General features: G+C 69.2%; 22 protein-coding genes and 1 riboswitch. Of the genes, 11 read left to right on the forward strand and 11 right to left on the reverse strand.

Going from position 1 to position 25,242, the window contains the following annotated elements:
• Positions 1 to 77: 77 nt before the first annotated feature.
• The 3 genes from B0293_RS27450 to B0293_RS27460 all read left to right on the forward strand — a co-directional run bounded on the left by B0293_RS27450 (position 78) and on the right by B0293_RS27460 (position 4,167).
• Entirely contained in the window at positions 78 to 1,019 is a 942-nt protein-coding gene (locus B0293_RS27450) for a serine protein kinase RIO (protein WP_005154597.1), read from the forward strand.
• A gap of 354 nt (positions 1,020 to 1,373) precedes the next feature.
• The gene (locus B0293_RS27455; protein WP_005154598.1) at positions 1,374 to 2,876 is read left to right on the forward strand and encodes a DEAD/DEAH box helicase; all 1,503 of its coding nucleotides are present in this window, start codon (positions 1,374 to 1,376) and stop codon (positions 2,874 to 2,876) included.
• Between the two features lie 103 nt (positions 2,877 to 2,979).
• Complete coding sequence (locus B0293_RS27460) at positions 2,980 to 4,167, forward strand: 8-amino-7-oxononanoate synthase (protein WP_005154599.1); 1,188 nt, start codon at positions 2,980 to 2,982, stop codon at positions 4,165 to 4,167.
• Here the strand turns inward: B0293_RS27460 and B0293_RS27465 are convergent.
• Both B0293_RS27465 and B0293_RS27470 read right to left on the reverse strand, forming a co-directional pair.
• On the reverse strand, positions 4,133 to 4,615 hold the full coding sequence (locus B0293_RS27465) for a GNAT family N-acetyltransferase (protein WP_005154600.1): 483 nt from the start codon (positions 4,613 to 4,615) through the stop codon (positions 4,133 to 4,135). The genes B0293_RS27460 and B0293_RS27465 overlap by 35 nt on opposite strands.
• A gap of 33 nt (positions 4,616 to 4,648) precedes the next feature.
• Complete coding sequence (locus B0293_RS27470; RefSeq protein WP_005154601.1) at positions 4,649 to 5,482, reverse strand: S1 family peptidase; 834 nt, start codon at positions 5,480 to 5,482, stop codon at positions 4,649 to 4,651.
• Positions 5,483 to 5,697: 215 nt separating this feature from the next.
• Between B0293_RS27470 and B0293_RS44795 the strand changes: the two genes are divergently transcribed.
• The 3 genes from B0293_RS44795 (at position 5,698) to B0293_RS27480 (ending at position 7,997) form a co-directional block, all read left to right on the forward strand.
• On the forward strand, positions 5,698 to 5,874 hold the full coding sequence (locus B0293_RS44795) for a hypothetical protein (protein ID WP_157376420.1): 177 nt from the start codon (positions 5,698 to 5,700) through the stop codon (positions 5,872 to 5,874).
• Positions 5,864 to 6,526 carry a M15 family metallopeptidase gene (locus tag B0293_RS27475; protein ID WP_039916732.1) on the forward strand — a complete coding sequence of 221 codons (663 nt, stop codon included), beginning with the start codon at positions 5,864 to 5,866 and terminating at the stop codon, positions 6,524 to 6,526. Before B0293_RS44795 ends, B0293_RS27475 begins: the two co-directional genes overlap by 11 nt.
• A gap of 76 nt (positions 6,527 to 6,602) precedes the next feature.
• A complete protein-coding gene (locus tag B0293_RS27480) occupies positions 6,603 to 7,997 on the forward strand; it encodes a mycothione reductase (protein WP_005154603.1) in 1,395 nt (464 codons plus the stop codon).
• Positions 7,998 to 8,026: 29 nt separating this feature from the next.
• Here the strand turns inward: B0293_RS27480 and B0293_RS27485 are convergent, their stop codons facing one another.
• Positions 8,027 to 8,539: a hypothetical protein gene (locus B0293_RS27485; RefSeq protein ID WP_245191908.1), complete on the reverse strand. Its 513-nt coding sequence runs from the start codon at positions 8,537 to 8,539 to the stop codon at positions 8,027 to 8,029.
• Positions 8,540 to 8,594: 55 nt separating this feature from the next.
• Positions 8,595 to 9,842, reverse strand: coding sequence for a CynX/NimT family MFS transporter (locus B0293_RS27490; RefSeq protein ID WP_005154605.1), 1,248 nt, complete (start codon positions 9,840 to 9,842; stop codon positions 8,595 to 8,597).
• Between the two features lie 48 nt (positions 9,843 to 9,890).
• Between B0293_RS27490 and B0293_RS27495 the strand changes: the two genes are divergently transcribed.
• Positions 9,891 to 10,580, forward strand: coding sequence for a FadR/GntR family transcriptional regulator (locus B0293_RS27495; RefSeq protein WP_005154606.1), 690 nt, complete (start codon positions 9,891 to 9,893; stop codon positions 10,578 to 10,580).
• Positions 10,581 to 10,658: 78 nt separating this feature from the next.
• On the opposite strand, the gene map is transcribed toward B0293_RS27495, so the two are convergent.
• The 6 genes from map to dxr all read right to left on the reverse strand — a co-directional run bounded on the left by map (position 10,659) and on the right by dxr (position 18,120).
• Positions 10,659 to 11,516, reverse strand: coding sequence for a type I methionyl aminopeptidase (gene map / locus B0293_RS27500; RefSeq protein ID WP_005154607.1), 858 nt, complete (start codon positions 11,514 to 11,516; stop codon positions 10,659 to 10,661).
• A 23-nt stretch (positions 11,517 to 11,539) separates the two neighbouring features.
• A complete protein-coding gene (locus tag B0293_RS27505) occupies positions 11,540 to 13,345 on the reverse strand; it encodes a penicillin-binding transpeptidase domain-containing protein (RefSeq protein ID WP_005154608.1) in 1,806 nt (601 codons plus the stop codon).
• Between the two features lie 52 nt (positions 13,346 to 13,397).
• Entirely contained in the window at positions 13,398 to 14,252 is an 855-nt protein-coding gene (locus B0293_RS27510) for a GNAT family N-acetyltransferase (RefSeq protein ID WP_039916734.1), read from the reverse strand.
• 153 nt (positions 14,253 to 14,405) lie between these two features.
• Entirely contained in the window at positions 14,406 to 15,557 is a 1,152-nt protein-coding gene (ispG, locus tag B0293_RS27515) for a flavodoxin-dependent (E)-4-hydroxy-3-methylbut-2-enyl-diphosphate synthase (RefSeq protein WP_039916737.1), read from the reverse strand.
• A 118-nt stretch (positions 15,558 to 15,675) separates the two neighbouring features.
• Positions 15,676 to 16,911, reverse strand: coding sequence for a M50 family metallopeptidase (locus B0293_RS27520; protein WP_005154611.1), 1,236 nt, complete (start codon positions 16,909 to 16,911; stop codon positions 15,676 to 15,678).
• Between the two features lie 3 nt (positions 16,912 to 16,914).
• A complete protein-coding gene (gene dxr / locus B0293_RS27525; RefSeq protein WP_005154612.1) occupies positions 16,915 to 18,120 on the reverse strand; it encodes a 1-deoxy-D-xylulose-5-phosphate reductoisomerase in 1,206 nt (401 codons plus the stop codon).
• Between the two features lie 95 nt (positions 18,121 to 18,215).
• Between dxr and B0293_RS27530 the strand changes: the two genes are divergently transcribed.
• Positions 18,216 to 18,485 (forward strand): DUF2631 domain-containing protein, encoded by a 270-nt coding sequence (locus B0293_RS27530; protein WP_005154613.1) that lies wholly within the window; start codon positions 18,216 to 18,218, stop codon positions 18,483 to 18,485.
• 12 nt (positions 18,486 to 18,497) lie between these two features.
• On the opposite strand, the gene B0293_RS27535 is transcribed toward B0293_RS27530, so the two are convergent.
• On the reverse strand, positions 18,498 to 19,121 hold the full coding sequence (locus tag B0293_RS27535) for a hypothetical protein (RefSeq protein WP_005154614.1): 624 nt from the start codon (positions 19,119 to 19,121) through the stop codon (positions 18,498 to 18,500).
• Positions 19,122 to 19,447: 326 nt separating this feature from the next.
• On the opposite strand from B0293_RS27535, the gene B0293_RS27540 reads away from it, so the two are divergent.
• The 3 genes from B0293_RS27540 (at position 19,448) to metH (ending at position 25,242) form a co-directional block, all read left to right on the forward strand.
• Positions 19,448 to 20,128 carry a peptidylprolyl isomerase gene (locus B0293_RS27540; RefSeq protein WP_005154615.1) on the forward strand — a complete coding sequence of 227 codons (681 nt, stop codon included), beginning with the start codon at positions 19,448 to 19,450 and terminating at the stop codon, positions 20,126 to 20,128.
• 274 nt (positions 20,129 to 20,402) lie between these two features.
• Positions 20,403 to 21,491, forward strand: a complete 1,089-nt coding sequence (locus B0293_RS27545; protein WP_005154616.1) for an acyltransferase family protein — start codon at positions 20,403 to 20,405, stop codon at positions 21,489 to 21,491.
• 47 nt (positions 21,492 to 21,538) lie between these two features.
• Positions 21,539 to 21,616: riboswitch (S-adenosyl-L-homocysteine riboswitch) on the forward strand.
• Between the two features lie 17 nt (positions 21,617 to 21,633).
• On the forward strand, positions 21,634 to 25,242 hold the full coding sequence (gene metH, locus B0293_RS27550; RefSeq protein WP_005154617.1) for a methionine synthase: 3,609 nt from the start codon (positions 21,634 to 21,636) through the stop codon (positions 25,240 to 25,242).

A 25,242-nucleotide genomic window follows, 5' to 3' on the forward strand; every position in this document is an offset into this window, starting at 1 on the left:
TCCACTCGCCCCTCGCGGCTGAGCGCGGAGCCACGACGCTCGCCCGGTGGGGCATCCCTGACTAGGAGAACCCACCAGTGCGCAAGCACGATCTCGAAGAGTCCTACGAACAACGTCCTCGCCGTACCCGTCGTGCCCGTTTCGACGACGAGCCCGAACCCACCCGCGGCGGACGGCTCACCGAAGCCGAAAAGGTCCGGCTGGCCCGGCTGCGTGAGGACGCCTACACCGAAATCGCCATCCCCGACGGCGCCGACCGCTGGAGCACCTGGGGAGACGCGGAGCAGGGGCCGCAGCCGCGCCCCGATTGGGTGATCACCGAGCTGGCGGCGGTGGACACCGAACTCGGCGTCCTCAAGACCGGCAAGGAGGCGGACGTCCACCTCGTCCGGCGCAACCTGCCCGGCACCGAGGGCACGGTGCTGGCCGCCAAGCGGTACCGCAGTGGCGAGCACCGTCTTTTCCATCGCGACGCCGGCTACCTCGAAGGCAGGCGGATGCGGCGTTCGCGGGAGATGCGGGCCATGGAGTCGCGCAGCAGCTTCGGCCGCAACCTCATCGCCGAACAGTGGGCGGTGGCCGAATTCGGCGCGCTGAGCAGGCTCTGGTCCGTCGGCGCTCCGGTGCCGTACCCCGTCCAACGAGACGGAACCGAGCTGCTGCTGGAATTCCTCGGCGACGGCGAGACGGCGGCGCCGAGGCTCGCGCAGGTCCGGCCGGAGCCGGATCAGTTGCGGGAGCTGTGGTTCCAGACCTCGGCGATGCTGGAACTGCTGGCGTCGCAGGGGCTCGCGCACGGCGACCTCTCGGCGTACAACCTGCTCGTCCACCGCGGGCAGATCATGGTGATCGATCTGCCCCAGGTGGTCGACATCGTCGCCAATCCCGGCGGGCTCGAGTTCCTCGCGCGGGACGTGCGGAACATCGCCGCGTGGTTCCACTCGCGGGGACTGCCGGAGCAGCTGACGGCGGTCACCGAACTGATCGAAGAACTGCGAGAGATCGCCGGGCTGCGCTGACCGTCCACTGTGTCATGTCACAGTGTCATGAGGGGCCTTTCCCGGCGTGATCGCGCTGGGAAAGGCCCCCGGTGGAGACCCTGCCCACAATCGGTCCCTCCGGTTGGGAGGCCGGATAACGGTCCGGTACAGTAGTACTAGACCGCAACCGGCGGCGTGGATGAGTGGTGTCCGTCGCCTCCAAAGCCAACCGAATGGCTCGCGGTATCCGTATCAACCAATTGGCGCGCGGTGTCACGCAGACGCGGTGTGCCGGGTTCGTCCCTGTGAACGCCCATCTGTGCACACCATCTTGCCTGCCTGCGCGCGGGCAGCCCGGGCCTCCTTGCGACGTGCCACGTCCGAGAGGCATTTGTGACAGTCACGTTCAACTCCGGCCACGTCTCACCGTCGGCGCGTCAGCACCGCAAGCCGCGCACCCGCCCCGCGGGTGACGCGATGCTGCGCGAAGACGCCGTCGAGACGGTCAAGGCGAAGACCTGGGCGGAACTCGGCCTTCCCGACCCGCTGCTGCGGGCCCTGGCCGACGCCGGTATCACCACCCCGTTCCCGATCCAGTCGGCGACCATCCCCGACGCGCTCGCCGGTCGCGACGTGCTCGGCCGCGCCCAGACCGGTTCCGGCAAGACCCTGGCCTTCGGCCTCGCGATGCTGACCCGGCTCAACGGCGGCCGCGCCCGGCCGAAGCACCCCCGCGCGCTGATCCTGGTCCCGACCCGCGAGCTGGCCATGCAGGTCGCCGACTCGCTGACCCCGCTGGCCAAGTCCCTCGGCCTGTGGTGCCGCACCGCCGTCGGCGGGATGGCCTTCACCCGCCAGGCCGACGCGCTTTCCCGCGGCGTCGACCTGCTGATCGCCACCCCCGGCCGGCTGTCGGACCACGTCCGCCAGGGCACCGCGTCGCTGTCGGACATCAACTTCGTCGCGCTCGACGAGGCCGACCAGATGGCCGACATGGGCTTCATGCCGCAGGTCCGCGAGATCCTCGACCTGACCCCGGCCCGCGGCCAGCGCCTGCTGTTCTCGGCCACCCTCGACGGTGACGTCGACAGGCTGGTCCGGGCTTACCTGACCGACCCGGTCACCCACTCGGTCGCCCCGTCGACCGCCAGCGTCACCACCATGGACCACCACGTGTTCCAGGTGTCGCACCAGGACAAGCAGGACATCATCACCGAGATCGGCGCCCGCGAGGGCCGCACGATCATGTTCGTCCGCACCAAGCACCACGTGGACCGCCTCACCGAGCGCCTGCGCGAGAAGGGCGTCCACGCGGCCGCGCTGCACGGCGGCAAGACCCAGGGCCAGCGCAACCGGGTCCTCGCGGACTTCAAGGAGGGCTACGCCCCGGTCCTCGTCGCCACGGACGTCGCCGCGCGCGGTATCCACGTCGACGACATCTCGCTGGTGCTGCACGTCGACCCGGCCGCCGACCACAAGGACTACCTGCACCGCGCCGGCCGCACCGCGCGCGCCGGGGCGTCCGGTGTCGTGGTCACGCTGGTCACCCACGACCAGCGCCGCATGGTGCGCCGGATGACCGACCGCGCCGGTGTCCGCGCCGAGCAGACCACGGTCCGCCCGGGCGACGCCGAGCTCTCTCGCATCACCGGTGCGCAGCAGCCCAGCGGCGAGCCGGTCGTCGAGCGTCGTCGCGAGTCCCCGCGTCGTGGCGGTGGCCGCAGCTACGGTGGCGGCGACCGCGGTGGCTACCAGGGTTCGCGCGAGGGTCACGGTCACCGCGAAGGCGGCCGTCCCGGCGGCTTCCGCGGCCGCCCGCGTCGTGGCGAGTCCGGTGGCGGCAACGGCCGCCCGCAGCGTCCGGGCCGCGGCCCGCGTCGCAGCTACGACAGCTGAGGTAACCCCCGGCTAGAAGTACATGAAGGCCCCCTTCCTCGCGTCAGGCGCGAGGAAGGGGGCCTTCATGTACTTGCGGAGCGCGGATGGGAGACTGCGGGACGTGACTTCTCCCGGCCCCGCTTCCCAGAACCTCCCGCCCGACCAGGTCTTCGACTGGCTCGACGTGGAGGCGGAGAAGCGGGCCGAGGCCGGGCTGGTGCGCAAGCTGCGCATCCGGCAGGCGCAGGAAGCGGAGCTGGACCTCGCGGGCAACGACTACCTCGGGCTCGCCAGGGACAAGCGCGTCGCCGGTGCGGCCGCGGCGGCCGCGTTGCGCTGGGGCGCCGGGTCGACCGGCTCCCGGCTCGTCACCGGCACCACCGAGGTCCACGCCGAACTCGAGCACGAGCTCGCCCGTTTCTGCGGCGCGCAGGCGGCGCTGGTCTTCTCGTCCGGTTTCACCGCGAACCTCGGCGCCGTCACGGCGCTGTCCGGCGCGGATTCCGCGATCGTCACGGACAAGTACATCCACGCGTCGCTGATCGAAGGCTGCCGGCTGTCCCGCTCGGACATCGCCGCCGTCGCGCACAGCGCGCCGGGCGCCATCAAGCACGCGCTCTCGACCCGCCGCAAACCGCGTGCGCTCGTCGTCACCGATTCCGTGTTCTCCGTGGACGGTGACATCGCCCCGCTGGAGGAACTCGCCGGGGTCTGCCGGGAGCACGGCGCGTCCCTGCTCGTCGACGACGCCCACGGCTTCGGCGTCCTCGGCGAAGGCGGACGCGGCGCCGTCCACGCCGCCGGGCTCTCCGGCGCGCCGGACGTCGTCACCACGATCACGCTGTCGAAATCCCTTGGGGCGCAAGGCGGAGCGGTGCTCGGACCGCGTCGCGTGATCAAGCATCTCGTGGACACCGCGCGCAGTTTCATCTTCGACACCGCGCTCGCGCCCGCCAGCGCCGCCGCCGCACTGGCCGCTCTCAGCGCGTTGAAGGCCGAGCCGGAGCTCGCCACCAAGGTGACCGAAGCCGCCGGAAACCTTGCCATGCAACTGAAAGCCGCTGGATTCCGGGTCGGTCTCCCGGACGCCGCGGTGATCTCGATCCAGGCGCCGTCGCCCGACGCGGCCGTCGCGTGGGCGTCCTCCTGCGCGGATCAGGGCGTGCGGGTCGGCTGCTTCCGCCCGCCGTCCGTGCCGGACGGCATCTCCCGCCTCCGCCTGACCGCGCGGGCCGACCTCACCGAGGCCGATGTGGACCGCGCGGTCGCGGTGATCACAGCCGCTGCGCCTCCCGGCGCCACATCGTGAGGTGCGGGATCCCGTCTTCCATGAACTCGTCGCCTTCGGCCACGAAGCCGTACTTGCCGTAGAAGTCCTTCGCGTAGGTCTGCGCGTCGAGGACGCACGGCGCGTCACCGATGCCCGCGAGCGCCGTCTCCATCAGCCGTCCCGCCAGCCCCTTGCCGCGTGAGCGGACGGCCGTGCACACCCGGCCGATCCGGAAGGTGCCGCCCGCGTCCTGCAGGACCCGCAGGTACGAGTCGACCGCGACGGAACCGCCGACCCAGAGATGCCGGGTGCCGGGCAGGAGGTCACGCCCGTCGATCTCGTGATAGGCGACGTTCTGCTCGACGACGAACACGTCGACGCGCAGGCGGAGGATGCCGTGCAGCTGCGCGGCGGTGATCTCGTCACCGGCGACGGACAGCGGGAACGACGAGGTCTCGGTGATCGGGGTGTCGGTGGTCACGCCCACTTGTTAGCACATCGGACGTGAAGAAGGCATCGATCAGCCGATCAGTTTCCGGCCGTTCTGCTGGGAGATCTCGTTCGAGAAGTGGGAGACGCGGGTGTACACACCCGGTTTGCCCGCCTTCGCGCAGCCTTCGCCGAACGAGACGATCCCGATCAGCGTGTCACCGACCATCAGCGGTCCGCCCGAATCGCCCTGGCAGGCGTCGACGCCGCCCTCGGGGTAACCGGCGCACACCATGTCGCTCGGGTCGTAGCCGGAGTACGCGGTGCGGCAGGTCTTGTCGCTGACCACCGGGACGACCGCGCTGCGCAGGTAGTCCGATCGCGCGCCGCCGTCGGCGACACGGCCCCAGCCGAGCACTGTCGCCTTCGTGCCTTCCTCGTACAGGTCGGCGTTGCCGTTGTCCGCGACCTTCGCCGGCCGGTACGGCAGCTGGCCGCTGACCGTCATCACCGCGATGTCGTCGCCCTTGCCGGGGTCGCCGCTGTAGTCGGGGCTGACCCAGACCTTCGAAACACGCAGCTCCACGCCGTCCCGGGTGCGCTTGTCCTCGCGGCCCGCGACCACCCGGACGTCGTTCTTCTTGACCGCGACCGCGCAGTGCGCCGCCGTCGCGATCGTCGTGGAACTCACGATCACCGCCCCGCAGTACTGGTTCCCGCTGCGATCGGCCAGGAACACCGCGTAGGGGTACTGCGAGACCGAAGCCTTGCCACCGCCCACGATCCTCGGTTCGGCGGCCTTGTCCGGGCCGCTCACCGCGGTGTCGTCCGCCGACGCGCTGGTGACCACGACCGGCACCATCACGGCCGTGGCCACTACCGCTCCGGCAGCGAGCAGCAGTGTGCGACGTGACTTCTTGGGCATGTTCTTTCCCTTCACCGGGGCGTACGTATGGCCAGGCCCTGGGAAGTCCTTCGACTCCAGCGCGACACAAGCGATCGCGAATACCCTAATCGGCGAAAGCCCGATGTGGTGTCACTGAAACGGGTGGACCTGTGCTCACTCAACGCATCTGTCAGGCTGGACCTCGTGCGGGCGACGGCGGCGATTCTGATGGGTGCGGCATTTCTCCTTTTTTCGTGTTCCAGCCCGGCGCCGCCCGCTCCGGCACCGCCCGCACCATCGGCACCATCGACGTCGGCCGTGACCAGCGGTCCCGCGAAGATCTCTTCCGCCGCACCGGTTCCGAGCACGCCCGCCCCGCCGCCCGCACCGGCCTGGCAGGTCGGCGCGAAGCCGCTTCCCTTGCGCCCTGACGGTTTCGGGCAGATCCTCCCGACTCCTCCGGTCCTGGCCGATCGATCACTGCCGACCGCCGACCTGCTTCCCCCGCCCGCCGGGAACCGGTTCGCGGGCACGGTGAATCCCGTTCCCGCGGACGTGCTCGCACGCAGCACCTGGCAGGCGGGATGTCCGGTCAAAGCCGCCGAACTGCGCTATCTCACCTTGTCCTTCTGGGGTTTCGACGGTCGCGCGCACACCGGTGAAATGCTCGTGAACGCCTCCGTGGCGAATCCCGTGGTGACCGTATTCGACCGGTTGTTCGCGGCGAAGTTCCCGATCGAGGAAATGCGCGTGACCGCGCCCGCCGAACTCACCGCGCCGCCGACCGGCGACGGGAACAACACCAACGCCTTCGTCTGCCGTCCGGCCCGCGGCCAGACGAACTGGTCCGCGCACGCCTACGGGCTCGCGATCGACGTCAACCCGTTCTGCAACCCGTACACGAAGGGTGACCTCGTCCTGCCCGAACTCGCGTCGGCGTACCTCGACCGGGGAAACCGGCGGCCGGGGATGATCACTCCCGGGGATCCGACCGTGGCCGCGTTCTCCGCGATCGGCTGGACCTGGGGCGGCACCTGGACGACGCCGAAGGACCGGATGCACTTCAGCTCCACCGGGCGCTGACCGGGAACAACCGGCCGCCGTGAGAAGTTGGCTAGAGTCGGAACCACCCCGCTCCCCCGCCGCAAAGGAAGACAGCGTGCCCCACTACGACCTGGTGATCGTCGGTACCGGATCGGGCAATTCGATCCTCGACCCGCGTTTCGCGGACTGGAACACGGCGATCGTGGAGAAGGGCACGTTCGGCGGCACCTGCCTGAACGTGGGCTGCATCCCGACGAAGATGTTCGTGCACGCCGCCAACGTCGCGGCCACGCCCGCGTCGTCGTCGAAGTTCGGCGTGGACGAGGAGCTGACCGGGGTCCGCTGGCGCGACGTGCGCGACCGGGTCTTCGGGCGGATCGACCCGATCGCCGCGGGCGGCCGCGAGTACCGCGTCCAGCACGAGGACAACAAGAACGTCACCGTGTACGAGGGCGAAGGGCGCTTCACCGGGCACAAGGAGCTGCTGGTCAGCTACCCCGACGGCCGCCCCGCCGAGACGATCACCGCCGAGAGGTTCGTGCTCGCCGCCGGCGGGCGCCCGGTGATCCCGGACGTCCCCGGACTCGCCGAAACCGGGTACCACACCTCCGACACGGTGATGCGGCTCGACGAGCTGCCCGCGAGCATCGTGATCCTCGGCGGCGGCTACATCGCGGCCGAGTTCGCGCACGTCTTCGCCTCGTTCGGGGTGACCGTGACCGTGGTCAACCGGTCCGGCGCGCTGCTGCGTTCCGAGGACGACGACGTCAGCGCCCGGTTCACCGAACTGGCGGCGCAGCGGTTCGACGTCCGGCTCGACCGGAAGACCGTCCGCGCGCGCAAGACAGGGTCGGGCGTCGCGCTGGACCTCGAAGGCCCGCAGGGCGCCGAGACCGTCGAGGCCGAGGTGCTGCTGGTCGCCACCGGCCGCACGCCGAACTCCGACCTCCTCGACGTCGCCGCCACCGGCGTGACCACGGGCGAGCGCGGGCACGTCGTGGTCGACGAGTACCAGCAGACAGTGGTCGACGGGATCTACGCGCTCGGCGACATCTCGTCGGTCTTCGAGCTGAAGCACGTCGCGAATCACGAGCAGCGCGTCGTGCAGCACAACCTGCTGCACCCGGACGAGCGGATCGAGGCCGACCACCGGTTCGTCCCGCACGCGGTGTTCACCTCGCCGCAGGTCGCTTCGGTCGGGCTGACCGAACGCGAGGCCCGCGAGCGCGGCGTTTCGTACGTGACGTCGCACCAGGACTACGCCGGCATCGCCTACGGCTGGGCGATGGAGGACACCACCGGTTTCGCGAAGCTGCTGGCCGACCCGGCCACCGGGCAGCTGCTGGGCGCGCACATCATCGGCCCGCAGGCGTCGTCGGTGATCCAGCCGCTGATCCAGGCGATGAGCTTCGGTCTCGACGCGAAGAGCATGGCGCGCGGGCAGTACTGGATCCACCCGGCGATGCCCGAACTGGTCGAGAACGCGCTGCTGAACCTTCCGCTGGACTGACGCTCCGCGTTTAGTCCTCTGGATGCGGGTCAGACGACGAGAACGCAGGCGTGGGACTTGTTCCGCATCGCGAGGTCGCGCAGCGCGTCCCTCGTGTTGTCCAAGACGATCATCAGGGCGAGCGAGCGGGCCCCCTCCCCGGAGAACCGCTCGCCCGCCTCGCCGTACCGGCGGACCGCCGCCAAGAACTCCTCCCGCGCCGATGCCGCCCCTCCCGGCATCGTGCGGACCCCCATCGCCCCCTTGAGGATGTCCTTGGCGCCGTCCGCCTTCACCGCGACGTAGTGCTGCGACTTGCGCAGCTCCGTCGCGGCGTCCCCCTTCGCGTCCGGCCAGTAGCGTCGGATCTCCGCGCCGCTGTCCTTCCACACCTGTACGCACACCCGGTCCACGGCGCGGTAGAACTCCTGCGGCGAGATCGCCGTCGCGGGCCGGTCCGGCACCACCGCGACGCATACGGCGGCGAAACACGCCAACGCCGTCCCGTAAGCCAGTCCTTCGACCACGCCGACCCCCAGAACCGAGTTTTTGAACAGGTTCAACTCGGTCAGGCTAAGGCTCCGCCCAGGGCGGGGTCAAGGAGTTTTTTGAACGCGTTCAGACGAAGCGGCGACGACCGGCCAGCGCACCGAAGGTCATCTGCGCCGCGAAGACCACGAGCATCATGATCCAGGGAACGGTCCAGCCACCGGTGACATCGTGAAGCAGCCCGAAGAGGAACGGCCCGACGGCCGCCATCAGATAGCCGATGCCCTGCGCCATCCCCGACAGCCGCGCGGTGTCCTCGCCGGTGCGCGCCCGGAGCGCGATCACCGTCAACGCGAGCGAGAAAACGCTCATCCCGAGCCCGATGAGGACGCACCAGAGCAGCGGCGAGGCCGTCGGGGCGACCATCATGCCGACCATGCCGACGAAGCCGAAGAGGCCCAGTCCGACGATCCAGGCGCTCTGACTGCCGGCCCGCGCGGCCATCGGCGCCACCACCAGGCTGATCGGGACGGCGATGAGCGAGATCAGCCCGAGCAGCAGCCCGGAGTCACCCTTGCTCACCCCCGCGTCGATCATCACCTCCGGCAGCCAGCCCATCACGACGTAGGCCAAAAAGGCCTGAGTGCCGAAGAAAAGCGTGACCATCCACGCAAGGGGGCTACGCAGGAGCGATCGCCCGCTACCCTGCTTGCCTGCCTCCGCGACGGGCGCACGCCCCGCACCGCGGGCTGCGAGAATCCAGACGAGGAGTGCGAGCACCGCCAGTACCGACCAGGCGCCGAGACTTTGGCGCCAGCCGCCGAACGCGTTCTCCAAGGGAGGGGTGAGCGCGGATCCCAGGGCGCCTCCGCCCTGCAAGGCGGCGGTGTACACGCCGGTCATCATGCCGACACGCGCCGGGAAGGAGTCCTTGATGACGACCGGGATCAGTACGTTCGCCAGGGCGATGCCCGCCGTGGCCACCAGGGTTCCCCCGAGCACGACGTACGGTCCGTCGATCACCCGCAGCACCAGGCCGACGGCCAGTACCGACAGCGCGGACGCGATCGCCGCGCCGACGCCGAACCGGCGGGCCAGCAGCGGGGCGGCGAGTCCGGCGGCGGCGAAACAGAGACCGGGGAGCGTGGTGAGCACGCCCGCCCAGGTCGCCGTGGCGCCGAGGTCGTCACGCATCTCGCCGAGCATCGGGCCGACGCTGGTGATCGCCGGCCGCAGGTTGAGGGCCACCAGGACCACCGCGACGCCGAGCAGGACGCCGCCGGTGATCACCCCCGGCCGCCATTCCGTTTCGATCGAGCCTTCGAGTTCAAGACGGTCATCGAACGGGGAAACGGGTTCTCGGGAGTCGACACGCACGTCGGCTAGTATCACATACATAGGATGATTGGATGAAGGGACAACGCTGTGCCATTGGCCACCACGCGCCGTGCCGGCCTGGTCGATCAGGTCATCGAGCAGCTGCGTGACGCCGTCACGCAGGGAGAATGGCCCATCGGTCAGCGGATTCCGACCGAACCGGAGCTGGCAGGGCAGCTCGGCGTCGGGCGCAACACCGTCCGCGAGGCCGTTCGCGCCCTCGCGCACACGGGGCTGCTCGAGGTCCGTCAGGGCGACGGGACCTACGTGCGGGCGACTAGCGAGGTCTCGGGCGCCATCCGGCGGTTGTGCGGTTCGGAGCTGCGCGAGGTGCTGCAGGTGCGGCGCATCCTCGAGGTCGAAGGCGCCCGGCTCGCGGCGGCGTCGCGGACCGAGGAGGAAGTGACCGAGCTCCGCTCGCTGCTCGAACGGCGGAACGCCGAACTGCGGGAGGGCCATTGGGAGGACTTCGCCCGGCTCGACGCGGAATTCCATTTCGCCGTCGTCCAAAGTGGACATAACACCCTGTTGACCGAGATGTACCGCGGGCTCACCGAGGTGATCACGGCCAGCGTGGCCGCGACGTCGAACGTGACGCCGGGGCACGAGTACCTGCCGGAGATAGGGCACGAGGGGCTCGCCGAGGCCATCGCCGACGGCGACGCCGACCGGGCCGCCAGCGAGGCGTGCGGTTTCCTGGACGAACTCCTGGCTCGCGTCGAACAAGACGAGAGCTGAAGGGGACTTTCCCCGCATAGGACGCAGCAAAGGGGCCCTTCACCGCATCGCATGCGGTGAAGGGCCCCTTCAGCCCACCTACGGCAGGGTGAGGATTTCCGCGCCGGTCTCGGTCACCACGAGGGTGTGCTCGAACTGGGCCGTCCACTTCTTGTCCTTGGTGGTGACGGTCCAGTCGTCGGCCCAGATGTCGTAGTCGATGGTGCCGAGGGTGATCATCGGCTCGATCGTGAAGGTCATGCCCTGCTCGATGACCGTGTCGACCGACGGCTCCTCGTAGTGCAGGACGGTCGGCGCGGTGTGGAACGCCGGGCCGACGCCGTGACCGGTGAAGTCGCGCACGACGCCGTAGTCGAACCGCTTCGCGTACGCCTCGATGACGCGGCCGATCACGTTGAGCTGCCTGCCGGGGCGGACGGCCTTGATCGCGCGCAGGGTCGCCTCGCGCGTGCGCTCGACCAGCAGCCGCGCCTCCTCGGAGACGTCACCCGCGAGGAACGTCGCGTTGGTGTCGCCGTGGACGCCGCCGATGAACGCGGTGACGTCGATGTTGCAGATGTCGCCGTCCTCGATCACCGTCGAGTCCGGGATGCCGTGGCAGATCACCTCGTTGAGCGAGGTGCAGCACGACTTCGGGAACGCGCGGTAGCCGAGGGTGGACGGGTACGCGTGGTTGTCCAGCAGGAACTCGTGGATCACCTTGTCGATGTCGTCGGTGGTCGCGCCGGGTTTGACGGCCTTGCCGCCCTCCTCGAGCGCCTGTGCCGCGATCCGGCCCGCGACCCGCATCGCCTCGATCACCTCGGGCGTGCGGACCCCGTTGCCCGTGTCGCGTTTCGGCGCCGGGCGGTCGACGTACTCGGGGCGGGCGATGCTGGCGGGGACGACTCGCCTGGGCGTCTGGACGCCGGGCTTCAAGGGGGAACGAACGGACATGAGTCCAGCCTACGACCTGGCGGCTAACCGAGCCCCGCCAGGAAGCGCTGGGCGGCCTCGACCGCCGGTCGGGACGTCCCCGCGTCGGTGGTCAGCACCGCGAAGGCGAGGTCTCCGGTGTAGCCGGCGAACCAGCCGTGCGAATGCGTGCCGTCGCCGAACTGGGCCGTCCCGGTCTTGCCCCGAACGTCGGGCAGGGGTTCGAGCAGGGTCGCCGTGCCGTCGGTGACGACCTCGCGCATCATCCCGCGGAGCGCGTCGAGCACCTCGGGCCGGATCGGTTTCCCGAGCCCGGACGACTTCGCGGCCATCCCCCGCACCAGCGTCGGCACCGGGATCTTCCCCGACTGGACGGTGGCGGTGGCGACCGCCAGCCCGAACGGGCTCGTCACGACGGTCCCCTGGCCGAATCCGTTCTCCGCCCGCTGCGCGACGGTGTTCGCCGGCGGCACCGAGCCGGTGATCGTGGTCAGGCCGGGGATCACGAAGTCGGCGCCGACGCCGAGGTCGCGCGCGGCGTCGGTCAGCGCTGCGGGCGGCAGATCGGTCGAGAGCTTCGCGAAGGTCGTGTTGCAGGACTTGGCGAACGCCGTCGACAACGGGACGACACCGAGCGCGAACTTGCCCTCGTTCGGCACCGTCCGGTTCTCGAAGGTGGCCGTACCGGGGCAGTCGACGGGGCTGTCCGCCCGCACCGATCCCGCGGACAACGCGGCGACGGCGGTGGCGATCTTCATCGTGGAGCCCGGCGGGAACCGGCCGGTGAGCGCGATCGCGCCCTGGGCGTCGGCCGGGGCGTTCTGCGCCACGGCCAGGATCTCGCCCGTCGACGGCTGGATCGCGACCAGCGCGGCGGCCGTCGGGACCGGGGCGAGCGCCCGCTCCGCCGAACCCTGCGCCTTCACACTGAGCGTGCTGACGACCGCGGGGGCCGGTTTGGGGTGCTCGTTGTGCAGGTCGACGATCTCGCCGCCCGCCGTGTCGAGCGTGACGACGCGCCAGCCCGCCGAGCCCTCCACCTGGTCCTCGACGAGCGTGCGGACGGACGGCACCACCTGCTTGCCGAAGTTCTTGTCGTCGGGGAGCAGCCTGTCCTGCTGACTGAACCGGACGCCGGGCAGGTCGTAGATCTCGGGTTTCACCTCTTGGTAGCTGCTCGCCCGCAGGCTCACCACCGGATAGCCGTTCCCGGGCTTGACCGCCTTCACACCGTCGCGGATCGACTGGCCGGTCACCGACGGCTCGAACCGGTTGAGGGCCGCGCCGAGTTTGTCGGACACCGCGACCAGATCGCCCGCCTTGGCCGGGTCGAGCACCACGCTGACGACGTTCTGCGGGCGCAGCAACGGCATCCCGTCGCGGTCCAGCACCGGCGCGAGGTCCGGTGGCTCGGATTTCAGCGCGATGCTCTGCTGCGCGGCCAGTTGCGGGTGGAGCGCGGTCGGCAGCCAGCGCACCTTCCAGCCGTCCTGAGTGGAATAGACCTGCGCGTCGGCCTTGTAGGTCCACACGCGGCCGCGCGGGAGGTTCCAGGTGAGCTCGTAGGTCGCCGTCCCGTTGTCCGAGCCCGAAGGGCGCTGGACCTTTTGGGCGGCGACCTTGATCGACTCGGGGGAAAGCGCCTTCCGCGCCATCTCCAGGGAAGAGCGCGCGGCGTCCGGGGAGTCGGTGAAGAAGGCCGCGGCGGCGACGTCACCGGAAGAGAGTCCGTCGAGGAAACCCGTGATCGCGTCTTCAGGACCGGAATCGGCGAAGAGACCGCATCCGGCGGCCGAGAGGCCCACCACCCCCGCGAGCACGACGACGGCGAAACGACGACCTGCTGGCATACCCGGGATCCTGCCAGGCCGGACACTTTCCGACCGGATGCAACGCCGTCCGCTAAAAGAGAACCGTCGCGTACTGCCCGACCTGCTGGAAGCCGATCTTGCGATAGGCGGCGAGCGCCGGGCTGTTGTAGGCGTTGACGTACAGGCTCGCGGTGCGGCCCATCCCGCGGACGAGCCTGGTCACCACGGACGCCGTCCCGGCGGTGCCGAGGCCGCCGCCGCGGCGTTCCGGATGCACCCAGACCCCCTGGATCTGGCCGACCGTGGAGGACATCGCGCCGATCTCGGCCTTGAAGACGACCTCGCCGTCCTCGAACCGCGCGAACGCCCGGCCGCCGGCGATCAGCTCCGCGACGCGGGCGCGGTACCCGGCGCCGCCGTCGCCGTTGCGGGGATCGACGCCGACCTCTTCGATGAACATCGCTATCGCGGCCGGGAGGTACCTGTCGAGTTCTTCCGGGCGCACCGCGCGGACCGCCGGATCGGCGGCGACGGACGGGATCCCGTCGAGCGCCATCAACGGCTGGTCGTGCCGGACTTCGCGGGCCGGGCCCCATTCCGACTCGAGTTCGTCCCACAGGCCCAGTACCTGCTCGGCCGGGCCGACCAGGGACGAGCAGCTCCGCTGACGGCGCAGGGCGCGATCGGCGAAGGAGCGCAAAGCGGAGGCGTTGCCGCGCAACGGGATCAGATTCGGCCCGGAGAAGCACAGCCCCTGGAGCCTGCCCGCGCGCACCGGGCGGGAATCGGCGGCCCAGAGCTCACCACCGAGCCGCCAGGGGTCGAGACCCGCGGTCTCCACCCTGGCACTGACCATGCAGCTGCCGACCGGGTCTGTGGCGAGCGCGGCACGGACCGCGGGATAGTCCCGATCATCGAGCAGCCGTGCACCTGCAAGCCGCAACACCACTCCAGGGTGCCAGATGAGCGGCGTAAACGGAACGCAAGCTTGACGACACGCTGAGAGAACCTCAGCAGGTCGGGCCCCTCAAGCGCGGGAAAGGCCCCTTCATCGCGGATTTGCGACGAAGGGGCCTTTCCCGGCACAGGTCTCGACCACTCAGCCGACGGTGACGGTGGGCTCCCCTTCACCGATCGTCTGACCGGATTCCTCGGCGATCCGCATGGCCTCTTCGATCAGCGTCTCGACGATCGCGTGCTCGGGCACGGTCTTGATGACCTCGCCCTTGACGAAGATCTGGCCCTTGCCGTTGCCGGACGCGACGCCGAGGTCGGCCTCGCGCGCCTCACCCGGGCCGTTGACGACGCAGCCCATGACCGCGACGCGCAGCGGGACCTCCATGCCCTCGAGCCCGGCGGTGACCTGCTCGGCGAGCGTGTAGACGTCCACCTGCGCACGGCCGCACGAGGGGCAGGAGACGATCTCGAGCTTGCGCTCCTTGAGGTTCAGGGACTGCAGGATCTGGATCCCGACCTTGACCTCTTCCACCGGCGGCGCCGACAGCGACACGCGGATGGTGTCGCCGATGCCCTGGCGCAGTAGCGCGCCGAAGGCCACGGCCGACTTGATGGTGCCCTGGAACGCCGGGCCCGCCTCGGTGACACCGAGGTGTAGTGGGTAGTCGCACTGCTCGGCGAGGATCTCGTACGCGCGCACCATGACCACCGGGTCGTTGTGCTTCACGGAGATCTTGACGTCGTAGAAGTCGTGCTCGGCGAAAAGCGAGGCCTCCCACAGCGCGGACTCGGCCAGCGCCTCCGGGGTCGCCTTGCCGTACTTGTCCATGATCCGCTTGTCCAGCGAACCCGCGTTGACGCCGATCCGGATCGGGGTGCCGTGGTCCTTCGCGGCCTTCGCGATCTCCTTGACCTGGTCGTCGAACTTGCGGATGTTGCCCGGGTTCACCCGGACCGCCGCGCAGCCCGCCTCGATCGCGGCGAAGACGTACTTCGGCTGGAAGTGGATGTCGGCGATCACCGGGATCTGCGACTTCCTCGCGATCGCGGGCAGCGCCTCGGCGTCGTCCGCCGACGGGCACGCGACGCGCACGATGTCACAGCCCGCAGCGGTCAGCTCGGCGATCTGCTGCAAGGTCGCGTTGACGTCGGAGGTGAGCGTGGTGGTCATCGACTGCACCGAGATCGGGTGCTCGCTGCCGACGCCGACCGGCCCGACCTGCAGCTGTCGGGTCTTGCGACGCTCGGAGAGGACGGGAGGAGGAAGCGCTGGCATACCTAGAGCGACAGTCACGCCGTCAAGCGTACCTACCCCGATCGGCGGACATCCACGACGTCAGCCGTCACGGTGAGCAGCATTACCTGGGCAGCCCAACGGCGCTGACAGCGCGCTCCGTAACCGCGCTTCCCCGTCACTGGAACAGCTTGACCGGATTCACGATGTCGGCGGTGACGGTGAGGAGAGTGACCGCGCCACCGATGAAGACGAGCACCATGGTCACCGCGGACAGCTTCGTGTAGTCGACCGGACCGCCCGCCGCCTTGCCGCGCAGTTTCCGGACCCAGTCCCGGACCCGCTCGTACCAGACGACCGCGATGTGCCCGCCGTCGAGCGGGAGCAGCGGCAGCAGGTTGAACACGCCGATGAAGAAGTTCAGGCTCGCCAGCAGGAGGACGAAGATCTCCCAGAGCCCGCGCTCGGCGGCCTCGCCACCGATCCGGCTGGCGCCGACGACGCTGACCGGGGTATTCGGGTCACGCTCGCCGCCGAAGATGGAATCCACCACCGCGGGGATCCGCGACGGGAACTCGATCAGCCGCTTGGCGGTCTCGGAGAACATCGTGCCGGTGAAGGAGACCGTCGCCCCGACCGCGTCGACCGGACCGTAGGTCGTCACCAGCGACTTGGGCACCGGCGAGGCGCCGATCATGCCGACGTCCTTGACCGTGGTCTTCTTGTCACCGTCGGCGACCAGCCGCTGCACGCGCGGCACGTCGACGGTCAGGTTGAGCCGCTGTCCGTTGCGCTCGACCACGAACGGCGTCGGGCCGCTGGCGACCTGGACGGCGGCGAGCATGTCGGTCCAGGCCGGCGTCGGCTTGCCGGCGACCGACAGGATCCTGTCGCCCGCCTGGATACCGGCGGTCTTCGCCGGCGTCGGGGCGCCCGGCGGGCAGGCGGTGTCGTTGAGCTGCTCCACGGTGGTGGCCGCGCGGGCGCACGACGTGGCACTGATCACGGGCTCGGTGGGGGCGGCCTGCGCCGCCGGGTTCGGCAGGCCCATGGTGACGGCCATCACGTAGAGGATGACGAAACCGAGGATGAAGTGCGTCACCGAGCCCGCCGACATGACGACGGTGCGCTTCCAGGTCTTGAAGCGCCACATCGCGCGCTTCGACTCCTCCGGGGTGACCTCGTCGAGCGCCGTCATGCCCGCGATGTCGCAGAACCCGCCGAGCGGGATCCACTTGACGCCGTACTCGGTCTCACCGCGGCGGAAGGAGAAGATCGTCGGCCCGTAGCCGATGAAGTAGCGCCGGACCTTCATGCCGAAGGCCTTCGCCGTCCACATGTGGCCGGCTTCGTGCAGTGCGACGGACAGACAGATGCCCAGCGCGAACAGCACGATCCCGAGAATGAAGACCACGCGCTACTTCCCCTTACCGATCAGCGCACCGGCACGCGCGCGAGCCCAGCGCTCGGCAGCCAGTACGTCATCCACGTCGCGAGGTTCACGACGCCATTCGTCGGCGGCTTCCACCACCTGGGCAATAGTGTCCACAATCGAGGTGAAGCCGGTGTTCTGTGCCAGGAAGGCGGCCACCAGCTCCTCGTTCGCGGCGTTGTAGACCGCCGGGATGCAGCCGCCGACGGTCCCGGCGTGCCTCGCCAGCTCGACGGCGGGGAACGCCTCGTTGTCCAGCGGCTCGAAAGTCCAGCTCGCGGGCTTGTCCCAGACGCACGCGGCCGCGGCGCCGGGCACGCGGTCCGGCCAGTGCAGGGCCAGCGCGATCGGCAGCCGCATGTCGGGCGGGCTGGCCTGGGCGATCGTCGAGCCGTCCACAAAGGTCACCATCGAGTGAATGATCGACTGCGGGTGGACGACCACGTCGATGCGATCGGTCTCGATGTCGAACAGGAGCTTCGCCTCGATCAGCTCCAGCCCCTTGTTGACCAGGGTGGACGAGTTGATCGTGATGAGCGGCCCCATCGACCAGGTCGGATGCGCCATCGCCTGCTCGACGGTGACGTCCGCCAGTTCTTCGCGTTTGCGGCCGCGGAACGGGCCGCCCGAAGCGGTGAGCACGAGCCTGGCGACCTCGGCTTCGCGTCCGGCGCGCAGGGCCTGGGCGATCGCGGAGTGCTCGGAGTCGACCGGGACCAGCTGGCCGGGTTTGGCCGCGGCCAGCACGAGCGGTCCGCCCGCGATCAGCGACTCCTTGTTGGCCAGCGCGAGCGTGGCGCCGGTGGCGAGCGCGCGCAGGGTCGGCGGGAGGCCCTGGGAGCCGGGGAGCGCGTTGAGCACGACGTCGACCGGGGTGGCGTCGATCATCTCGACGACCGCGTCGGCCCCGGCGAAGATGCGCGGGAGCTTGAAGTCGCCGCTGGAGTAGCCGCGCTTCTGCGCCTCGGCGTACAGCGCGAGCTGCAGGTCTTCCACGGCCGTCGGCCTGCTGATGGCGACGACGTCGACCTGGTGCGCCAGGGCCTGCGCGGCCAGCGCGGCGGGGTCGGAGCCGCCCGCGGCGATCCCGGCGACCCGGAACAGGTCCGGGTTGCGGGCCGCGACGTCGAGGGCCTGGGCGCCGACCGAACCGGTCGAACCGAGCACGAGCACACTTCGCGAGGTAGTCATCGGGTGTCATTGTCGCGCGGGGCCCGTCGGGCGCGTGCAGCCAGGTGTGGGATCATTCGCGGGCAAGCGGACCATCGGGTTTTGAGGAGTTGATCGTGGCGAGCAAAGCGGTCGAAAAGCGCGGCCGGGTGGGCGTCGACACCGTCGACCCCCGCGACGAGCCGTCGGCCGAGTGGGGCTGGCACGGTTCCTTCCCGAAGGCGACGCGGATCGCGGGCTGGCTCTGCGCGATCATCCTGCTGGTGATGCTGTACGGCAACCACCACGGCTGGACCGAGAACCTGTGGCTGATCGGGCTGTCCCTGCTGATGATGTTCGGGCTGGTGCTCGACATGCGCAAGCAGCGCACGGCCTGGCGCAAGTAGTCCCGTCACGGCTCAATGGCCCCTGTCCACTCCGGTGGGCAGGGGCCATTCGCCGTTCTGGGCCCAGAGTTCGCCGACGATCTTGACCGCGTCGTCCGCCTCGACCCCGTAGCGGTGCCGGTACTTGGCCGCCGGCCGCTGGATCGCCGCGGCGACGTCCCCGATGGCGACGTCGTTCCACGCGTTGTCGGGAAAGAACTGCCGCATCACGGCGAGGAACCGGGCGGTCGCCCAGACCGGGTCGGTCCGCTGCTCGAAACTCCCCCAGCTCGCGCGCTGCTGGAAGAGCCCGACCGAGTCGCCGAGGCCGCCGTCGAGGTTGGCGATACTCGACTCGACGATCACCGTCGCGATCGCGATCGCCGCCGCGCGCTCGTTGAACCCCGATCTCCGGACGGTCTCGACGACCGCTCTGGCGCAGGACGTGTTGTACGAGTTCATGTAGCCGCGCATCTTGGTGGCGAGTTGCTGGTTGAGGCTTTGGGCGACGTCGGTGTCGTCGGCGGAGGCACCCGCCTGGGCGCAGGGCAGGGCGATGTGTTCGACCTGGTCAGGCCGGATCTCGGTCGGCGGGATCTCCGTGGGCGGCAGGACGAGCGAGACGGCGAGGAAGGCTGCGGTGAGTGAGCTCAGCATGTGCGGTGACCGTTCGGTGCGGGTGGTCGTGAGTGGCGATTCGTGTTCTAACCCGAATCGCCACTCACGACCACCTGGACCGACGTCTCACCGCCGCCCTCACCCACCTGAAGTACATGAAGGCCCCCTTCCTTGCGCCTGGCGTAGGGAAGGGGGCCTTCGTGTACTTGGGTCGCCGCGAAGGGCGAGTTTCCTCGGCTGAGCCGAGGGAAGGGGTCCTTCACGCGCCGCGGCCGTGACTGCTGATGCACCTGGGGTGGGTGTGGCGATCGCCGAGTCCGTGAAGCGCTACCCGACGACCACCCTTTTGGGTTAGGTTCCCCCTCATGAAGCTGCGCTGGGGTGTCACCGCCGTCGTCTCCGCTCTCGCCGCCGTCCTGCTGCCCGGGGTGGCCTCGGCCGCGCCCGCCGCCTCCGCGGGTTCACTTCCGATCGTGCGCTGCGAGTTCACGCCGACCCCGGAGAACCCGGCGGCCCGGCCGGTCCTGCGGCCACTGCCCTTCGCGCTGACCCGCGGCACGATCGACGTCACGTTCCGCTTCAACTACGGCCCGGTGACCGTGCGCCTGAACCGCGCGGGCGCCGCCCCGTGCGCCGCGCACAACCTGGCGAGCCTCGCTCTCCAGCGCTTCTACGACCACAGCCAGTGCTGGCGCCTGACGAACTCCTCACGCCTCGGCGTCCTCCAGTGCGGCGACATCTACGAGGCCGAGAAGGGCGGGCCGGGCTACAAGTTCCCGGACGAGGTCGACGGCACCGAGACCTACGAACGCGGCACCATCGCCATGGGCAACCAGGGCCCCGGCACCAACGGCAGCGAGTTCTTCATCGTGCACTCGTTCGCGAACATCCCGAAGAACTACTCGGTGATGGGCAAGGTCGTGCGGGGCATGGACGTGCTGGACCGGATCGTGGCCGCCGGGATCATCCCGACGGACCCGAACGGGCCGCAGGACGGGCTGCCCGCGAAGCCGGTGAAGATCCAGAAGGCGTCCTTGGGTTTCTGATTCCGATCGCGAATCAGGGCTCCTTCCTGTGCCCGCGCGCGATATCCGAAGGCCACGCACACCTCGGTAACCGCGGACACAGTTTCGACCCCTCGCAAGAAAACGAATAACCGGCAATGGCGACCATTCGTTGCCAGTTGACGGAACACGTCGTAGGCATCCTCGCTACACACAGAAAACACACAGCCCCCTCACAGGAACCGGCGTTTCACCCTTTAGAGTGACGCATCCTCATCGGCTTGGCTTCCGGTGACGCTCCCGGGGGTTCCAAAGCATGATGACGCACGAGCAGTACCTGTCCACGAAGAGATTCCCGGCCCTAGACGGGCTGCGCGCGATCGCCGCGCTCCTCGTGGTGGTGTTCCACTACGGAGGACCGTCGTGGGCCATGGCCAACGGGTGGATCGGCGTCCACCTGTTCTTCGTTCTTTCCGGATTCCTGATCACCACACTGGCCCTGCGCGAAGAGGACCGGAACGGCCGGATCTCCCTCGCCAATTTCTACATCCGTCGAGCGTTCCGCATTCTCCCGGTGTATTTCGCGGTATTGGGCATCGTCGTGGTGTTCACGTATCTGCGTGGCGAGTACACCTCCAGCGGGCTGTCCGGAGCGATGCCGTACTTCCTGACCTTCACCAACGAGTTCGCCCACAACGGACCCTTCGGCCAGTCGTGGACCCTGGGTGTCGAGCAGAAGTTCTATCTCGTCTGGCCCTTCCTGGCCTTCGGCATCGCGGCGCTGAGCTTCCCCAAGCGACTGGGCCTGGCGATCGGCCTGATCGCGCTCATGATCGCCCTGATCCCGGTGATGCCGTACGCCGGCGCCTACTCGCCCATCATCATCGGCTGCGCGCTCGCGATCGGCCTCCACTACCGCAAGGGCTTCGCGATCCTCCGCGTCTTCACCCATCCCGCGGCCAGCATCGTCCTGCTCGTGGCTCTCGTGGTCCTCCAGACCCACGTGACCGACATCGAAGCCTTCTTCCAGGACGGCGGCACTGTCGGCGGCACCACCTATGCCGTGCTGGTCGCGCTGTTCATCACCTCGCTGATCCCGCGCGGTCCGATCGCCTGGCTCTTCTCCACCGCGCCGATGCGGTTCATCGGCGAGCGGTCGTACTCGGTGTACCTCCTGCAAGGCGTGGCGGCGACCGTGGTCGCCCTGTCGATTCCCCAGCTGGGTGCACATCGGACGCTGACCGCTCTCGCCGTGACCGTCGTCGCCCTCCTCATTTCCGACGTCCTCTACCGCTGGGTCGAGGTGCCGATGATCGACGTCGGCCGCAAAGTGGTCGCCCGGCGCAGGCCCGCACCGCCGCGTCCCACGATCCGGGAAGCCGAACCCGCGCTGGCCAGCGGCTGAGCACTTCGGACCGAACGCCCTTGTGCCGGTCCGGTAGTCTGGTCGCCAAGGTCGAGAGGCGCTGCAACGGACCATGGGGTCCGCCACGCTCGGCCCGGACTTCACCGCAAGGGCGCCTCCCACGACATGGGAGGAGCGCTGGATGGAAACGACCGCCCTGCGAAAGCTGCTGGATGAGCGCATAGTCGTGCTCGACGGCGCCTGGGGGTCGATGCTCCAGAACGCCGGCCTCAAACCCGAGGACTACCGCACCGAGCGGTTCCAGGATCACCCCCGTGACATCACCGGCGACCCCGACCTGCTGAACATCACCAGACCGGACGTCGTCCTCGACATCCATCGCCAGTATCTGGACGCCGGCGCGGACATCACGACGACGAACACGTTCACCGCCACCACCATCGGCCAGGCGGATTACGGGCTCGAGCATCTCGCGTACGAGATGAACCTCCGCGGCGCCCAGATCGCGCGCGAGGCGGCGGACGCGGCCGGCGGGAAGTTCGTCGCCGGGTCGGTCGGGCCGCTGAACGTCACGTTGTCGCTGTCGCCCAAGGTCGAGGACCCGGCGTTCCGCGCGGTGACCTTCGACGAGGTGTACGCGTCGTACGCCGACCAGATCAAGGCACTCGCCGAAGGCGGCGTGGACCTGCTGCTGATCGAGACGATCTTCGACACCCTCAACTGCAAGGCCGCGATCTCCGCCGCCCGCGACGTCGCGCCGCATCTGCCGTTGTGGATCTCGGTGACGATCGTCGACCTGAGCGGCCGGACGCTGTCCGGACAGACCGTCGAGGCGTTCTGGAGCTCCATCGAGCACGCCGATCCCCTGCTCGTCGGCGTCAACTGCTCGCTGGGCGCCGAGGAGATGCGACCGCATATCGCCGAACTGTCCCACCTTGCGGGCACTTACACGGCCTGCCACCCCAACGCCGGTCTGCCGAACGCGTTCGGCGGGTACGACCAGACGCCCGACGAGACCGGCGCGCTGCTCGGCGACTTCGCCACGGCCGGGATGGTCAACGTCGTCGGCGGCTGCTGCGGCACGACCCCCGCGCACATCAAGGGCATCGCCGACGCCGTCCGCGGGATGGCGCCGCGCGTCCTCCCGAAGGCCGAGCCGCACACCCGGTTCAGCGGGCTCGAGCCGTTCGAGATCGGCAAGGACACCGGGTTCGTCATGATCGGCGAGCGGACCAACGTCACCGGGTCCGCCAAGTTCCGCAAGCTGATCGAGGCCGACGACCACCAGGCAGCCGTCGATGTCGCGCTGGAGCAGGTCCGCGGCGGGGCGAACCTGCTGGACGTCAACATGGACGCCGACCTGCTCGACAGCGAAAAAGCGATGACCACGTTCCTCAACCTCATCGCCACCGAACCCGAGGTCGCCCGGCTGCCGATCATGATCGACAGCTCGCGCTGGACGGTCCTCGAAGCCGGACTGAAATGCGTGCAGGGCAAGGGAGTCGTCAACTCCATCAGCCTCAAGGAGGGCGAGGAGCAGTTCCTCCAGCAGGCCCGGCGCATCCGCGACTACGGCGCGGGCGTGGTCGTGATGGCCTTCGACGAGCAGGGCCAGGCCGACACCGCCGACCGGAAGGTCGAGATCTGCGGCCGTGCCTACGATCTCCTTACCCAGCAGGCAGGTTTCGTCGCCGAGGACATCATCTTCGACCCGAACGTGCTCGCGGTCGCGACCGGCATCTCCGAGCACAACGGGTACGCCAAGGCGTTCATCGACGCGCTGCCTCGGATCAAGGAACGCTGTCCGGGCGTGCACATCAGCGGCGGTATCTCGAACCTGTCGTTCTCCTTCCGCGGCAACAACGTCGTGCGCGAGGCGATGCACTCCGCCTTCCTGCTGCACGCGGTGCGCGCGGGGCTGGACATGGGCATCGTCAACGCCGGGCAGCTCGCGGTCTACGAGGACATCCCCAAGGATCTGCTGGAACTGGTCGAGGACGTGCTCTTCGACCGCCGCGAGGACGCCACCGACAGGCTGGTCACGTTCGCGGAAACGGTCAGCGGCAAGGGAACCAAGCGCACCGTCGACCTCTCCTGGCGGGAGAACCCGGTCGAGGCGCGCCTCAGCCACGCGCTGGTGCACGGCATCGTCGACTACATCGAAGAGGACACCGAGGAAGCGCGGCAGAAGCTGCCGAGGCCGCTCGAGGTCATCGAAGGTCCGCTGATGGACGGCATGAAGATCGTCGGCGACCTGTTCGGGTCCGGCAAGATGTTCCTGCCGCAGGTCGTCAAGAGCGCGCGCGTGATGAAACGGTCCGTGGCCTACCTCGAACCGTTCATGGAGGCCGAAAAGGAGAAGGCCCGCCTCGAAGGCCGCGTCGAAACCCGCCAGGGCAACGGGAAGATCGTCCTGGCGACGGTCAAGGGCGACGTGCACGACATCGGCAAGAACATCGTCGGAGTCGTCCTCGGCTGCAACAACTACGAGGTGATCGACCTCGGCGTGATGGTCCCGGCTTCGGTCATCCTGGACACCGCGGTCTCCGAGGGTGCCGACGCCATCGGGCTTTCCGGCCTGATCACACCGTCGCTCGACGAAATGGTCAACGTCGCCGGCGAAATGGAGCGGCGCGGGCTGAAACTGCCGCTGCTGATCGGCGGCGCGACCACGTCACGCCAGCACACCGCGGTCCGCATCGCGCCCGCGTACGAGAACACGACCGTCCACGTCCTCGACGCCTCCCGCGTCGTCGGCGTCGTCGGCGACCTGCTCGACCCGGACCGCGCCGAGATCCTCGACAAGAAGAACCGCGAGGACCAGGAAGAGCTGCGCGTCCAGCACGCGAACAAGCAGCGGACCCCGTTGCTGACGGTCGAGCAGGCCAGGGCCAACCCGGAGAAGGTCTCCTTCGACGAGGTCCCGACGCCCGCGTTCACGGGTGTCCGGTACGTCTCGCCGTCGCTCACCGAGCTGCGCGAGATGGTCGACTGGACCTTCCTGTTCCTGGCGTGGGAGTTGAAGGGCAAGTACCCGGCGATCCTGGACAACCCCGTCGCGCGGGAGCTGTTCGACGACGCGAACACCCTGATGGACCAGATCATCGCCGAGGAGCGGTTCCAGGCGAAGGGCGCGTACGCGTTCTGGCCGGCGCACTCCGAGGGTGACGACATCATCCTGGAATCGGGCGTCAAGTTCCCGATGCTGCGCCAGCAGACCAAGAAGCCGCTGGACCGGCCGAACCGGTGCCTGTCCGACTACATCGCCCCGGCGGGCGCGGGCGATCACCTCGGCGGGTTCGCGGTCACCATCCTCGGCGCCGAGGATTTCGCCGCCGAGTTCGAGGCGAAGCAGGACGACTACCGCGCCATCATGGTCAAGGCGCTCGCGGACCGGCTCGCCGAGGCATTCGCCGAGTACATCCACCTCAAGGCACGGCGGGAATGGTTCGAGCCGGACGCCGATCCGAAGCTGGAAGACCTGCACGCCGAGAGGTTCCGCGGGATCCGTCCCGCGCTCGGCTACCCGGCCAGCCCGGACCACAGCGAGAAGCAGGAGCTGTTCGACCTGCTCGACTCCGACAAGCTCGGGATGACGCTGACGGAGTCGTTCGCGATGAGCCCGGCGGCGAGCGTCAGCGGGCTGATCTTCGCCCACCCCGCGTCGCGGTACTTCACCGTCGGACGGCTGGGCAAGGACCAGGTCGAGGACTACGCTGCCCGCCGCGGCCTCGAACTGTCCACTATGGAGCAGTGGCTGCGGCCGAACCTCGCCTACGAACCCGAATGA

The organism is Amycolatopsis azurea DSM 43854, assembly GCF_001995215.1.
Taxonomy (GTDB): domain Bacteria; phylum Actinomycetota; class Actinomycetes; order Mycobacteriales; family Pseudonocardiaceae; genus Amycolatopsis; species Amycolatopsis azurea.